The organism is Pulveribacter sp. (assembly GCF_032079985.1).
Taxonomy (GTDB): Bacteria; Pseudomonadota; Gammaproteobacteria; order Burkholderiales; family Burkholderiaceae_C; genus Melaminivora.
In genome coordinates this window covers 617936-631700 of sequence record NZ_DAMATK010000001.1, presented here as the reverse complement: position 1 = coordinate 631700, position 13765 = coordinate 617936, and the positions used below count along the sequence as shown (strand labels likewise).

The 13765-nt window shown below is 71.5% G+C and carries 11 protein-coding genes; 10 read left to right on the top strand and 1 reads right to left on the bottom strand.

Annotated elements, in window-relative coordinates; genetic code table 11:
- Positions 1–51 precede the first annotated feature (51 nt).
- From flgJ to RT282_RS02865, 5 genes are all read left to right on the top strand, one after another.
- Positions 52–993 (top strand): flagellar assembly peptidoglycan hydrolase FlgJ, encoded by a 942-nt coding sequence (flgJ, locus tag RT282_RS02885; protein WP_313311661.1) that lies wholly within the window; start codon positions 52–54, stop codon positions 991–993.
- Positions 994–1053: 60 nt separating this feature from the next.
- Positions 1054–3090 carry a flagellar hook-associated protein FlgK gene (flgK, locus tag RT282_RS02880; RefSeq protein WP_313311660.1) on the top strand — a complete coding sequence of 679 codons (2037 nt, stop codon included), beginning with the start codon at positions 1054–1056 and terminating at the stop codon, positions 3088–3090.
- 49 nt (positions 3091–3139) lie between these two features.
- Positions 3140–4387, top strand: coding sequence for a flagellar hook-associated protein FlgL (flgL, locus tag RT282_RS02875; RefSeq protein ID WP_313311658.1), 1248 nt, complete (start codon positions 3140–3142; stop codon positions 4385–4387).
- Between the two features lie 76 nt (positions 4388–4463).
- Positions 4464–5690: an HDOD domain-containing protein gene (locus RT282_RS02870; protein ID WP_313311657.1), complete on the top strand. Its 1227-nt coding sequence runs from the start codon at positions 4464–4466 to the stop codon at positions 5688–5690.
- Positions 5691–5842: 152 nt separating this feature from the next.
- Entirely contained in the window at positions 5843–7315 is a 1473-nt protein-coding gene (locus tag RT282_RS02865; protein ID WP_313311655.1) for a nitronate monooxygenase, read from the top strand.
- 111 nt (positions 7316–7426) lie between these two features.
- Here RT282_RS02865 and RT282_RS02860 read toward each other — a convergent pair whose 3' ends face one another.
- Positions 7427–8881 carry a PLP-dependent aminotransferase family protein gene (locus RT282_RS02860; protein ID WP_313311654.1) on the bottom strand — a complete coding sequence of 485 codons (1455 nt, stop codon included), beginning with the start codon at positions 8879–8881 and terminating at the stop codon, positions 7427–7429.
- A gap of 121 nt (positions 8882–9002) precedes the next feature.
- On the opposite strand from RT282_RS02860, the gene RT282_RS02855 reads away from it, so the two are divergent.
- From RT282_RS02855 to RT282_RS02835, 5 genes are all read left to right on the top strand, one after another.
- On the top strand, positions 9003–9602 hold the full coding sequence (locus tag RT282_RS02855; protein ID WP_313311652.1) for a LysE family translocator: 600 nt from the start codon (positions 9003–9005) through the stop codon (positions 9600–9602).
- A 185-nt stretch (positions 9603–9787) separates the two neighbouring features.
- Positions 9788–10657, top strand: a complete 870-nt coding sequence (locus RT282_RS02850; protein ID WP_313312595.1) for a DMT family transporter — start codon at positions 9788–9790, stop codon at positions 10655–10657.
- Positions 10658–10792: 135 nt separating this feature from the next.
- Complete coding sequence (locus RT282_RS02845) at positions 10793–11974, top strand: PLP-dependent aminotransferase family protein (protein ID WP_312307123.1); 1182 nt, start codon at positions 10793–10795, stop codon at positions 11972–11974.
- Between the two features lie 182 nt (positions 11975–12156).
- A complete protein-coding gene (locus RT282_RS02840; protein ID WP_313311650.1) occupies positions 12157–13038 on the top strand; it encodes a PhzF family phenazine biosynthesis protein in 882 nt (293 codons plus the stop codon).
- Positions 13035–13745, top strand: coding sequence for a VOC family protein (locus tag RT282_RS02835; protein ID WP_313311649.1), 711 nt, complete (start codon positions 13035–13037; stop codon positions 13743–13745). The genes RT282_RS02840 and RT282_RS02835 overlap by 4 nt, the downstream gene beginning before the upstream one ends.
- Positions 13746–13765: the final 20 nt, after the last annotated feature.

The window sequence follows — 13765 nt, the reverse complement described above, 5'->3', positions numbered from 1 at the left end:
TGCTGGCATGAGGCAGCGCACCCGGCGAGGGGCGTGCCCTGGAGGACGGGGATGAGCTTGCTTCCCAACACAACCATGGCCTCCGCGCGTCAGGCGCTGGCCGTGGACGGCCGTTCGCTATCCAACCTGAAGGTGCAGGCCGCCGAGGGCGGCGAGGGCCAGCGCGCGGCGGTGAAGGAATCGGCCAAGCAGCTGGAGTCGCTGTTCATGCGCGAGCTGATCAAGAGCATGCGCGAGGCGACCATGAAGTCCGGCCTGCTGGACGGCGCCGAGGGCAACCTGGCCAACGACCTGTTCGACCAGCAGCTGTCGGTGCAGATGGCCGGCCAGAGCGGCGGCCTGGCCGAGGCCATCCAGCGCCAGCTGGCACGCCAGCTGGGCGGCGAGGGCGACGCTCCTACGCTGATGCCCGGCGCCACGCTGCGCCTGGATGCGCTGCAGCGGCGCCCCGCCCCCAGCGCTGCGGACGACCCGCGCGCGCCGTCGCCGCGCGGCAAGGAGGACTTCGTGCAGGGCCACCGCAGCGCCGCCGAGGCCGTGGCGCGCGAGAGCGGCATCCCCGCCAGCTTCATGCTGGGCCAGGCCGGCCACGAAACCGGCTGGGGCAAGAGCGAGATCCGTCACAAGGACGGCAGCAACTCCTTCAACCTGTTCGGCATCAAGGCCGGGCGCGGCTGGACCGGCAAGGTGGCCGAGATCACCACCACCGAATACATCGACGGCAAGCCGCGCAAGGTGACGGCCAAGTTCCGCGCCTACGACTCGTATGCCGACTCCTTCCGCGACTACGCACGGCTGATCACCGAAAGCCCGCGCTACGAAAAGGCCCTGGCCAAGACCCATTCGGCCCAGGCCTGGGCGGCCGAGCTGCAAAAGGCCGGCTACGCCACCGATCCGAACTACGCCAGCAAGCTCAGCCGCGCCATCCAGAGCACCCTGGCCGTGGCCCGCGTGCCAGCAGCCGGCCAGGCGGCGTCCAGCGTCCAGGCCTGAAGCCGCAGCGTCCCCGAGCCAACGGCACACCGTACAAGCCCCGCATCCCGCTAAAGCACCATGAGCCTTCTCAACGTCGGCGCGCGCGCCCTCCTCGCCAACCAGGTAGCCCTGCAGACCACCGGCCACAACATCGCCAACGTCAGCGTAGCCGGCTATTCGCGCCAGAGCGTGGTGATGCAGACCGTGCCCGGCCAGTTCACCGGCGCCGGCTACATCGGCAAGGGCGTGAACGTGGCCACCATCCTGCGCAACCACAACGAGCTGCTGACGCGCCAGGCCGCCGCCGCGCAGGCCGTGCAGGCGGCAGACACCACGCGCGCCGAGCGCGTCACGCAGCTGCAGGACGTCTTCCAGGGCGGCACCAGCGGCCTGGGCGCGGCCATCAGCGACATGCTCAACTCACTGGGCGACGTGATCAATTCGCCCACCGACATCACGGCGCGCACCGTCACCCTGACGCGCATGGACGAGCTGGCGGCGCGCATGCGCTCCTCGGCCGAACAGCTGCAGCAGATTGAGGTCTCGGTGAATGAGCAGCTCAAAACCGACGTGGTGCGCATCAACAGCCTGGCCGCCAGCATCGCCGACATCAACGAGCAGATCGCCCGCGTCAAGGGCAACGGCCAGACGCCCAACGACCTGCTGGACCAGCGCGACCAGCTCATCCGCGAGCTCAACCAGTACGTGCAGACCACGCAGATCCCGGCCGACGACGGCACCGTGGGCGTGTTCGTGGGCGGCAGCCAGGCGCTGGTGCTGGGCAGCACGGCGGCGCAGCTGTCCCTCGATGAATCACAGCTGTTTCCCGGCAGCCGCCAGCAGGGCCTGTACTTCCTGCGCCCGGGCGCGGCACCGGTGGAGCTCAACGAGAGCATGCTGGGCGGCGGCGAGGTGGCCGGCCTGCTGCGCTTTGCCAACCAGGATCTGGCCGAGGGCCGCAACCTGCTGGGGCGCATGGCGCTGGCCATCGGCACGACCATGAACTACCAGCAGTCCATGGGCCTGACGCTGGACGGCCAGCCGGGCAAGCCGCTGTTCGCCCTGCCGGCGCAGGTGACTGGCGCCACCAGCGGCAGCGCCCAGGGCCGTATCGACCTGAGCAATGCCGCGGCGCTCTCACCCACGAAATTCGCCGCTTCGGACTATGAGGTGCGCTTTTCCGGCACGCCTCCAGGCGGCCAGGTGGTGCGCCTGTCGGACGGCAAGGCCTTCGCCTTCACCAACCTGAACGACCTGCGCAACCAGCAGATCGACGGCCTGACCTTCGACTTCGACGCCACGCCCGCTCCGGCGGCCAACGAGCGCGTGCTGTTCCAGCCCTTCGCCAGCGCCGCCGCCAACCTGCAGATGCTGGTGTATTCGCCGCGCGAGCTGGCCGCCGCCAACCCCATCAACGCGGCCATGGGAACGTCCAATGGCGGCACGCTGCAGCTGGCCGGCCTGAAGGCCACGGGCCTGCAATGGAATGGCGTCAGCTTGAGGGTGCAGACCACCGGCAGCATCACGCCACCGCCCAGCCCGATACCGCCGGTCACGGGCGGCGGCGTCACGCTGACCTTCAACGCCAATGGCCAGTTCACCCTGGGCGGCGCCACCGGCACGCCGCTGGACATGAACGCCAACCCGCCCACCCTGCTGACCGGCCCGCCCTACGCCTATGTGCCGGGCCAGGCCATCCATATCGACGGCTGGTCCATCACGCTGCAGGGCACGCCCAAGGACGGCGACACCGTGACCGTGGGCAACGCCCTGGATCCGCAGTACGGCGACATCTACACCCGCAACGCCGGCAACGCCAGCGCCCTGCAGCAGCTGCGCGACGTGAAGATGTTCGACGAATCCACCCTGGCCGACGGCTATGCCGGCCTGATGGCGCAGGTGGGTACGCGGGCGCAGAGCGCCATGTACGCGGCCCACCTGTCCGACTCCATCGCCAGCAACCTGGAGGCCAGCCGCACCGCTGTATCCGGCGTCAACCTGGACGAGGAGGCGGCCAAGCTGATCCAGTACCAGCAGGCCTACCAGGCCTCGGCCAAGATGCTGCAGGTGGCGCAGACCATCTTCGACAACCTGCTGCAGACCATGGGCCGCTGAGCGCCGCCCGCAGCGACACGACCAACGAACACCTATTCGCGGAGCCCACATGACCAGCAGCTTCTTTCGCGTGAGCACGGCCAACATGTATGACGCCAGTGTGCGCAACTTGGCCACGCGCCAGAAAACCCTGGTCGGTCTGCAGGAGAACCTCACCTCGGGCAAGCGCGTGGTGCGCCCCAGCGACGACCCGGTGGCCGCCGCCCAGGCCGAGCGTGCGCTCACCCGCATCAGTCGCATCCAGAGCGAGCAGCGCACCCTGGAGGTGCAGCGCAGCGCCGTGGCGCTGGCCGAATCGACGCTGGGCGACGCCGTCGGGTTGGTGCAGGAGATGCGCCAGCTCGTCGTGGCCGCCGGCAGCGGCACGCTCAAGAGCGAGGACCGCAAGACCTACGCCAACCAGTTGCAAAGCCTGCGCGACCAGTTCACCGAAGTCATCAACCGCAAGGACACCAACGGCATGCCGCTGCTGGGCGCCCTGGGCAGCGCGCTGCAGGCCTTTGCCGGGCCGCTTTTGTCGGGCACGGACTACCGCTTCGACGGCCTGCCGGGCCAGGCGGCCAGCAACGGCACGGACATCAGCACCACGCTGGACGGCCACGCCACGCTGATGTTCGACCCCGTGCGCGACGGCATCTACACCGCCGGCGTGACGCGCGCGCCGGGCAGCTCGCTGGTGACCAGCGCCATCACCACCAGCAACCGCCAGGCGCTGGCCGGTGCCGACTACAAGCTGACGATCACCGGCGTGACGGTGGACCCTGCCACCGGCGCCACCACGGTCGCCTACGACATGAGCCGCAACGGCGCCGCGGCCAGCTCCCACACCGCCACGGCGCCTGCCGGCCAGCCCATTCCCATCGAAATCAAGCAGGGCACGGACACGGTCATGTCCTTCAACCTGACCGGCACGCCCGCCGCCGGCGATGAGGTCAGCATGAAGCCCAGCTCCAGCCTGATGGGCACGCTGGACTCGGCCATCCGCGGCATCGCCGGCGCCGGCGACAGCGTGGCCGCGTCGCAGGCGGTGGGCCAGGCCCTGGCCAACATCGACGCCGGCATGGAGCGGCTGCACAACATGCGCGGCTACGCCGGCGAGCTGCTCAACCGCGCCGACCGCATCTCCAGCGACCAGGAAAAGCGCTCCGTGCAGCTGGAGGGCGACCGCTCGCGCGCCGAGGACCTGGACATGGTCCAAGGCATCTCGGACTTTCAGAACGCTCACACCGGCTACCAGGCCGCCCTGCAGTCCTACGCTCAGGTGCAAAAACTCTCGCTGTTCGACTACATGCGCTAGGCGCCGCAGGCGGCCTGGCCGCGCCACAATCGCGGCATTGCGCCTTCTTTTTGCGTCCCGAACCGCCTTCGCCCCCATGGTCCAATCCGTCCTCGGCAGCCTGGTACTGGGCTATCGCCCCTTGTGGAATGCCGCCCGGCGCCTGGCCGGCGTGCAGCTGTACGTGCAGCCCGCCGGCGGCGCGCGCCTGGATGCGCCGCACCTGCTGCGCACGCTGCAGGAGCTGTGGACGGCCAGCTCGCCGCCGCTGCTGCTCACCCCGCGCTCGCCCCTGCTGGCCGCCGAGCTGCTGGAGCACGCCCCGCGCGGCGCACCCTGGATCGCCCTGCCCGGCAGCTGGCTGGACGAGCCGCAGCTGCGCCAGCATGCCCAGGCCGCCCACGGCCGGGGCCTGCGCCTGGTCTGGCAGGGCGAGCTGGCGCAGCTGCCCGACGCCGACACCGCGCGCCTGTTCGACAACAGCCTGCTGCACCTGACCAGCGCCGACGCCGTGCGCGCCCTGCAGTCGGCCAGCGCCCCGCGCGGCGCGCCCGCGCCGGCCAACCCCTTGATCCGCGGGCAGATGTACGACAACGTGGCCAGCCGCGCGCTGCTCACCCACTGCCTGGACACCAGCGGCGCGCTGGCCGTGGCCGGCTGGCCCATGGAGGACGTGCTCTACAGCCTGCGCCACCAGCCCGTGCAGCCGTCGTACGAAGTGGTGCAAAAGCTGCTCAAGGCGATCGATGCGGAGCAGTCCATCGACCGCTTCGAGGAAATCCTGAGCGAGGACCCGCTGCTGGCCTACCGCTTCCTGACCTACACCAACTCGGCCGCCCTGGGCCTGCGCACGGGCGTGGACTCGCTGCGCCGCGGCCTGGTCATGATGGGTTACGGCTCGCTGTCGCGCTGGCTGGCCGAGCAGCTGCCGCACTGCGCCACCGAACCCGACCTGCGCCCGGTGCGCGAGACCATGGTGCTGCGCGCCCTGGTCACCGAGCACCTGCTGGACGCCGGCGAAGGCAAGGAGCTGCGCCGCGAGGTCTACCTGAGCGGCCTGCTGTCGCAGATGGACGAGCTGCTGGGTGAGCCGCTGGGCGCCATCCTGCGCCGCCTGCCGCTGTCCGAGCGCGTGTACAACGCCGCCGTGCTGCGCACCGGGCCGTATGCCCCCAGCCTGGAGATGGCCTGCGCGCTGGAGGATGGCGACACGCAGGCCATCACGGCGCTGTGCGAGCTGCACGAGATGTCGCTCGAGCACGTCAACCGCGCCCTGCTGCGCGTGCTGTCCGAACGCGTGGTGGAGCGCCCGGCACGCGGCTGAGGCGCCGCGGGTTTGGAGTGTTTTTGGCCTCCAGCGCCCGCCAGTCAAGCGCTGACTGCTATTGATTTAATAGCAACGACGGCAGCGCATGTAACCGCTCCTGCCTATAGTGGCCCGCGCCCGCCACGACCCCACAACGCAAGGAGACCCGCATGCCCGCCACCCTGCCCCGCACCCCGCTTTGCGACCTGCTCGGCTGCCGCCTGCCCATCGTGCTGGCCGGCATGGGCGGGGTGTCGCGCTCGCAGCTGGTGGCCGCGGTCACGCAGGCCGGGGGCTTCGGCTTTCTGGGCATGGTGCGCGAGCCGCTGGCGCTGATCGAGCGTGAGGTCGCCGCCGTGCGCGCCGCCGGCCACGCGCGCTTTGGCGTCAACCTGATCCCGGCCGGCACCGACGCGGCCCTGCTGGCCTCGCAGATCGACCTGTGCATCGCCCTGCAGGTGCCCGTGGTGGGCCTGTTCTGGGACGTGCACGCGCCGGTCGTCGAGCGGCTGCGCGCCGCCGGCATCACCGTGGTGCACCAGGTCGGCTCGGCCCGGCACGCGCTGGCCGCGCAGGCGGCAGGCGCCCATGCGCTGATCGCCCAGGGGCGCGAGGCCGGCGGCCACGTGCACGGGCGCCAGCCGCTGGCCGAGCTGCTGGGCGAGGTGCTGGCCCTGGCCGAGGTGCCCGTGGCCGCCGCCGGCGGCCTGGCCGACGGCCAGGACGTGGCCCGCGTGCTGGCCGCCGGCGCCCAGGCTGCCGTGCTGGGCACGGCCTTCATCGCCACAGAGGAGTCCTTCGCCCACGACGTGCACAAGCAGCACCTGCTGGCCGCCCAGGCCGGCGACACGGTGCTGACCGAGGCCTTCCACATCAACTGGCCGCCGCACGCGCCGGTGCGGGTGCTGGCCTGCCCGGTGACCCGCGGCGAGCGCGGTGACCCGCAGGCCAGCCCGCGCACCGTGATCGGCGAGGAGGAAGGGCGGCCCATCTATCTGTTCTCCACCGACTCGCCGCTGCGCTCCATGACCGGCGAGCTGGAGGACATGGCCCTGTACGCCGGCGAGGGCGTGGGCAAGGTGGACGCCATCGTGCCGGCCGGCGCGCTGGTGCAGCGGCTGGCGCAGGACGCCGCCGCCCACCTGGCGCTGCTGACCGAGCCGGCGGTGGAATACGCCTCGCCCGTGTGCTACGCGCCGCAGTTCGAGCGCCAGCGCGACGACGCACTCGCCGCACGCCTGAACGAGCTGCTGGAGGCCGAGCGCGCCGGCGCCCGCATCACGCTGGAGAGCGCCCGCGCGCTGCAGCCGGGCCAGGAGGATTTGCGAGCGCTGATCGAGGCCGTCCACGACGACGAGGTCAAGTGGTGCGGCATGCTGCTGCGCGCCCTGCGCAGCCTGGGCGCCCAGCCCTCCAGCCGCACCGGCGACTTTTACGAGCGCGCCATGGCGGTGCCGGACCTGGGCGAGCGCCTGGCCTTTCTCAACCGCGGTCAGGGCTGGGTGGCGCGCAAGGTGCGCGAACTGCTGGCCGAGCTGGAGCACGAGGAATTGCGCGCCGGCCTGGACGCCATGCTGCAAGGTCACCAGGACAACCTGGCGCTGGTCAACAACCGTCTGGGGCTGGATGCGCCGGTACGCTGACGGGCGCTCGTAATGCGAGCAGGCGCCGTGGATCCGGCTTTGCCGGTCCGGTGGCGCCGTCTCCCTTCCCAGCGCGTTGCGCGCCAGAGAAGGGAGAAGCCGCGTAGCGGCTCAGAGGGATGATCGGAGTGCTCGCCAGAACGCCGGTTCCTGCGTGGTGCCGAAGTTGATGCGCATCAGCGTGCAGGGCTGGCGCGTGGCGTGGAACAGCGCGCCGGGGGCGATCAGGTAGCCCTCGTCCAGCATGCGCTGGGCCAGCACGTCGGTGTCCACGCCCGTGTCCACCCAGCCGAACATGCCGGCCGGCTCGGCAGCGAAGGTGCAGCCCGCCTCCAGCGCCAGCTGCACGCTGCGCGCGCGCGCCTGGGCCAGTGCCTGGCGGATGCGCTCGCCGTGGCGGCGCAGCTGGCCCTGCTCGATGCACAGCGCCAGCGCCTTCTCCAGCAGCGACGGCGTGGTCAGCGTGGACAAAAGCTTCGTGTCCAGCAGCCGCTCGACCAGGTGCGGCGGCGCCGCCAGGTAGCCGATGCGCCAGTTGGGCGCCAGGATCTTGGAAAAGCCGCTCACGTAGATGGTGCGCGCCAGGCCGTCCAGCGCCGATAGCCGCGTGGCGTGCTCGGGGGCGATGTGGCCGTAGGTGTCGTCCTCGGCGATGTAGAAGTCGTGCTGCTGCGCCAGCTGCAGGATGCGGTGCGCGCTGGCCGGCGACAGGCTGTAGCCGGTGGGGTTGTGCAGCACGCTGACACTCACGAACAGGCGCGGCGAGTGCAGCTCGCACAGCCGCGCCATCACCTCCAGGTCGGGCCCGTCAGGCCCGCGCGGCACGGGCAGCACGCGCATCCCCAAGGCGTCCAGCCGGGCGAACTCCACGCTCCAGCCGGGTTCTTCCACCAGCACCGGATCGCCCGCCTTGAGCAGCGCGCGGCTGACGATGTCCAGCGCCTGCGTGGCACCCATGGTGGTGATGATCTGCTGCGGCGCGGCGGGAATCTGCCGGTCCGCCAGTCGCCGCGCCAGCGCCGCGCGCAGGCCGGCGTCGCCCATGGGCTCGCCATAGCTGAACGAGCCCTGGTCCAGCGCACCGCCGGCCGCCAGTTTGCGCACGGCGGCGGGCAAGAAGCGCGCCTCCTGCAGCCAGGCCATGGGCAGCACGCCGGCGCCCGGCTGCGGACGGGCCGAGGGCTGGTGGAACATGCCGCGGATCAGCGCCGTGGCGTTGATGCGCGAGCCCGAGGCGCGCGCGCCGCCGCCCAGGGCGCCCTGCAGCGTGGGTACGGCCGCTCCCATATCCATAGCTGCCAGCGCTTGTCCCTCCTGGGCTGGAGCCACTTTTTGTCCCAAATCGCGCACGAAGAAGCCGCGCTGGCGCTGGGCCTGCACCAGGCCCTGGGCCAGCAGCTTGTCGTAGGCGGCGACCACGGTGTGCGGGCTCACGCCCTGCTGGCGCGCGCACTCGCGCACCGAGGGCAGGCGGGCGCCGGCGGGCAGCAGCCGCGCGCGGATGCGCTCGGCAAAGCGCTCGGCCAGCTGGTCGGTCAGGGTGCGGTCGGGGGTGCGGGTGAGCATGTGTCGGTGGCGCGAGCGATACAGTTTGTGCGGGTGTGGGGCTGTACTGTACCGGTACTGTAATGGCATCAGGGCCTAGAGTGTCCCCTTCGCCTGTGCTTTTTTGCCACCCCACACTCCCATGCCCCTGGTCGAATTCACTGCCCTGCTGGTGCTGGCCACCGCGATGAGCTTCACGCCCGGCCCCAACACCACGCTGTCCACCGCCCTGGCGGCCAACCGCGGCCTGCCCGCGGCGATGCGCTTCGTCGTCGCCGTGCCCGTGGGCTGGAGCCTGCTGCTGCTTTTGTGCGCCGCCGGCCTGGGCGCGGCCGTGGTGGCCATGCCGCCGCTGCGCTGGGGCATCAAGGCGCTGGGCATCGGCTACCTGCTGTGGCTGGCGTTCAAGCTGGCGCAGTCCGCGCGCCTGTCCGAGGCCGACGCGTCCCGCCTGTCGGTGGGCTTCTGGCAGGGCGTGCTGCTGCAGTTCGTGAACATCAAGGCCTGGCTGCTGGCGCTGACCATCGTCGCCGGCTGGGTCATCGGCCACGACGACGGCACGGCCCGCCTGGCCGTGGTGCTGCCGGTGATGCTGGCCTTTGCCTTCACCAGCAATTTCACCTACGCCCTGCTGGGCGCGCTGCTGCGCCACTGGCTGGCCCACGGCCGCCGTCTGCTGTGGTTCAACCGCGCCATGGCGGCCGTGCTGGTGGCCACCGCACTGTGGATGGTGGCGGCATGACAACCGCCCCATCGCGCCCGCTGGAGGGTCATGCTCCGCAGCCAGTGACATCAGCCCTGCCGCATCACGGTGCGCCCCACCAGGCCAGCGCACGCCGTGGATCTGGCTTTGCCAGTCCACCAGCGTGGCCCCCCGCGAGGGGGGAGGCGCGCAGCGCCTCGGGGGGTGCCGCCGAGTCCCGCGGACTGCTGCTGGGCTTGCTGGGCGTGGCCATCTTCGCCCTGACCCTGCCCATGACCCGGCTGGCCGTGGGCACGCCCGAGGCGCCCCTGATGAGCGGCCTGTTCATCGCCATGGGTCGGGCCGCCGTGGCGGGCCTGCTATCGGTGGCGCTGCTGGCATGGCAGCGGGCGCCGCTGCCGGCGCGCGCCGACTGGGCGCCGCTGGCCCTCACGGCGGCGGGCGTGGTGTTCGGCTTTCCGCTGCTCACCTCCTGGGCCATGCGCCACGTGGGCGCGGTGCACGCGGCGGTCATCATCGGGCTGCTGCCGCTGGCCACGGCGCTGGCGGGCGCGCTGTTGCACCGCCAGCGGCCCTCGGGCGCCTTCTGGGCCTGCGCGCTGCTGGGCTCGGGCCTGGTGGTGGGCTATGCGCTGCTGCGCTCGGGCCAGGAAGGCCTGGCGCTGCATCCGGCCGACCTGCTGCTGATGGCCGCCGTGCTGTGCGCCGCCGGTGGCTACGCCTGGGGCGGACGGCTGGCGCAGCGCATGCGCGCCGACGCGGTCATCTGCTGGGCGCTGGTGCTGTCGCTGCCCGCCACGCTGCCGCTGGCGCTGTGGTCGTGGCCACACACCGCCATGCCGGCCGCGGCCTGGGGCGGGTTTGCCTACGTGGCGGTGTTTTCCATGTGGCTGAGCTTTTTTGCCTGGTACCGCGGTTTAGCACTGGGAGGCACGGTGCGCGTCAGCCAGACACAGCTAGCCCAGCCCTTCATGAGCATGCTGTTCGCCGTGCCGCTGCTGGGCGAGCGCCTGGACGCGGTGAGCCTGGGCTTCGGCCTGGCGGTGCTGGCCACGGTGGCCATCGGCCGGCGCCTGCCCGTGCAAAAACGCTGATAACCGCCGCAATCCATGCCGTATGCTGCGCCCGCCCGGCGGCCACCCGCGCCGCGGGCGCCCGCCGCACAACGGCATCCTTGCAACCATGACGGCGCTAAAAGCGCTGCCCTTTCCTGTCGGAGACACCTTCCCATGACCGCATGGACCCTGGCGCAACGCGCCGCCAAGATGAACCCTTCCGTGATCCGCGAGATCCTGAAGGTGACCGAGAAGCCCGGCATCATCAGCCTGGCCGGCGGCCTGCCCTCGCCGCAGACCTTCCCCGTCCAGTCCTTCGCCCAGGCCGCTGCCCAGGTGCTGGCGCACGACGGCGTGTCGGCCCTGCAGTACGCGGCCAGCGAGGGCTACACGCCGCTGCGCGAGGCCATCGCCGGCTTCCTGCCCTGGGACGTGGATCCGGACCAGGTGCTGATCACCACCGGTAGCCAGCAGGCGCTGGACCTGATCGCCAAGGTGCTGATCGATGAGGGCAGCCGCGTGCTGGTGGAGACGCCCACCTACCTGGGCGCGCTGCAGGCCTTCGCGCCCATGGAGCCGCAAGTAGTGGCCGTGGCCAGCGACGACGAGGGCGTGCTGGTCGACGACCTGGCCGCCAAGGTGGGCAGCGGCGCAGACAAGGCGCGCTTTTTGTACGTGCTGCCCAACTTCCAGAACCCCACCGGGCGCACCATGACCGAGGCGCGCCGCCAGCAGCTGACCGAGCGCGCCGCCGAGCTGGGCCTGCCCCTGGTGGAGGACAACCCCTACGGCGACCTGTGGTTCGACCAGCCGCCGCCCAAACCCCTGACGGCCCGCAACCCGGAAGGCAGCATCTACATGGGGTCGTTCTCCAAGGTGCTGGCGCCCGGCCTGCGCCTGGGCTTCCTGGTGGCGCCGCGCCACATTTATCCCAAGCTGCTGCAAGCCAAGCAGGCGGCCGATTTGCACACACCCAGCTTCAACCAGCGCCTGGTGGCCGAGGTGATGAAGAACGGCTTCCTGGACCGGCACGTGCCCACCATCCGCGCTCTGTACAAGGCCCAGTGCGCGGCCATGCTGGCGGCGCTGGACGAGTACCTCAAGCCCCTGGGCGTGACCTGGAACCGCCCGGCCGGCGGCATGTTCCTGTGGCTGCGCCTGCCTGAAGGCGTGAACGCGCTGGAGCTGCTGCCGCGCGCCGTGGAGCACAACGTGGCCTTCGTGCCCGGCGCCGCTTTCTATGCCGAAAGCGGCGACGAGCGCACGCTGCGCCTGTCCTTCGTCACGGCCAGCGAAGAGCAGATCCGCACGGCCATCGCCGCCCTGGCCAAGGCAATTCGGGGAACAACCCCCTGAATTAGGAGCAACCCCCTGAGCGGCTTGCGCCGCTTCCCCCTTCTCTCGCGCTGCGCGCGGGAAGGGGGACGCCGCCCGTGCGGCGGGGCGGCCCTTGCACGGCGGCCCTCGCCTGGCGGGCGCCGGTTGCAAAGGTCGCCGGCGACGCGCACACCATCAATAACTCATACGGAACCTTTCGCATGCGCCAGCGCCCCTTCAGCCAAGTCGATGTCTTCACTGCCACGCCCTACCTCGGCAACCCGCTGGCCGTGGTGCTGGACGGCGAGGGCTTGAGCGACGACGAGATGCAGCGGTTCACGAACTGGACCAACCTGTCGGAGGCCACCTTCCTGCTGCCGCCGACCGAGGCCGGCCGCGCCGGCGGCGCCGACTACCGGGTGCGCATCTTCAGCCCCGGGCGCGAGCTGCCGTTCGCCGGCCACCCCACCCTGGGCAGCTGCCACGCCTGGCTGCAGGCCGGCGGGCAGCCCCGCCAGCCGGGGCGCATCGTGCAGGAATGCGGCGTGGGCCTGGTCCAGCTGCGCCAGCACGGCCAGCAGCTGGCCTTTGCCGCGCCGCCGCTCATCAAGAGCGGCCCGCTCCCCGAGGCCGAGGTGCAGCTGATCGCCCGCGGCCTGGGACTGTCGCGCAGCGACATCCTGCACCACGCCTGGTGCGACAACGGGCCGAACTGGCGCGGCGTGATGCTGGCTTCGGCCGGGCAGGTGCTGGCGCTCCAACCCGACGCCGCCGTGCTGGCGGGCCTGGACGTTGGCGTGGTCGGCCCGCGCGGCAAGGTCGGCGTGGTGGCCCCGCATGCGCCGGGCACCCATGAGCCAGCCTTCGAGGTGCGCGCCTTCTTCCCCGGCAACAACGGCATGGCCGAAGACCCCGTCACCGGCAGCCTGAACGCTGCCCTGGCCCAGTGGCTGATCGGCGCCGGCCTGGCACCCGCACAGTACGTGGCCGCCCAGGGCACGGCTCTGGGCCGCGCCGGCCGCGTGCACGTGCGGCAGGAGGACGGCGAGATCTGGATCGGCGGCCACTCGACCACCTGCGTGCGCGGCGAGGTGCTGCTGTGACCGCCGATGCCTCCAGCCGTCCCGGCGTGGACCACCTGGTCATCCTGGCCGCCGACCTGGACCAGGGCGCCGACTGGTGCCGGCGCACCCTCGGCGTGGAGCCGGCCGCGGGCGGCGAACACCCGCTGATGGGCACGCACAACCGGCTGCTGAATCTCTCCAGCCCCGAGCACCCGCGCAGCTACCTGGAGATTATTGCTATCAATCCAGGAGCTGTCAGCGCAAGCCCTGCGGGGGCTGGACGCTGGTTTGACATGGATGACCCGGCCCTGCAGGCGCAGGTGGCGGGCGCCGGCCCGCGCCTCATCCACTGGGTCGCCCGCGTGCCGGGCATCGCCGCCAGCCACGCGGCGCTGGCCGCGCGCGGCCTGGACCGTGGCGAGATCATCACCGCCAGCCGCCCCACGCCACTGGGCCTGCTGCAGTGGCGCATCACCGTGCGCCAGGACGGCCAGCGGCTGATGGACGGCTGCCTGCCCACGCTGATCGAGTGGGGCGAGCGCCACCCCTGCGACAGCCTGCCGGACAGCGGCGTGCAGCTGCAGTCCCTGCGCCTGGAGCACCCCGAGGCCCACGCCCTGGCCGGCGCCTGCACTGCCGCCGGGGTGCACCAGGTGGCCGTGGAGGCCACCGCCGCCCCGCGCCTGCTGGCCGCGCTGCGCACGCCGCGGGGGCTGGTCAGCCTGTCCAGCCGCGCCCCGCAATGACACCGCCCGAGAAAGCATCC

Coding starts and splice junctions, on each gene's coding strand:
- flgK (WP_313311660.1), top strand. CDS start 1,054: ATGAGCCTTCTCAACGTCGGCGCGCGCGCCCTCCTCGCCAACCAGGTA.
- RT282_RS02865 (WP_313311655.1), top strand. CDS start 5,843: ATGCCCGCCACCCTGCCCCGCACCCCGCTTTGCGACCTGCTCGGCTGC.
- flgJ (WP_313311661.1), top strand. CDS start 52: ATGAGCTTGCTTCCCAACACAACCATGGCCTCCGCGCGTCAGGCGCTG.
- RT282_RS02855 (WP_313311652.1), top strand. CDS start 9,003: ATGCCCCTGGTCGAATTCACTGCCCTGCTGGTGCTGGCCACCGCGATG.
- RT282_RS02840 (WP_313311650.1), top strand. CDS start 12,157: ATGCGCCAGCGCCCCTTCAGCCAAGTCGATGTCTTCACTGCCACGCCC.
- flgL (WP_313311658.1), top strand. CDS start 3,140: ATGACCAGCAGCTTCTTTCGCGTGAGCACGGCCAACATGTATGACGCC.
- RT282_RS02860 (WP_313311654.1), bottom strand. CDS start 8,881: ATGCTCACCCGCACCCCCGACCGCACCCTGACCGACCAGCTGGCCGAG.
- RT282_RS02845 (WP_312307123.1), top strand. CDS start 10,793: ATGACCGCATGGACCCTGGCGCAACGCGCCGCCAAGATGAACCCTTCC.
- RT282_RS02870 (WP_313311657.1), top strand. CDS start 4,464: ATGGTCCAATCCGTCCTCGGCAGCCTGGTACTGGGCTATCGCCCCTTG.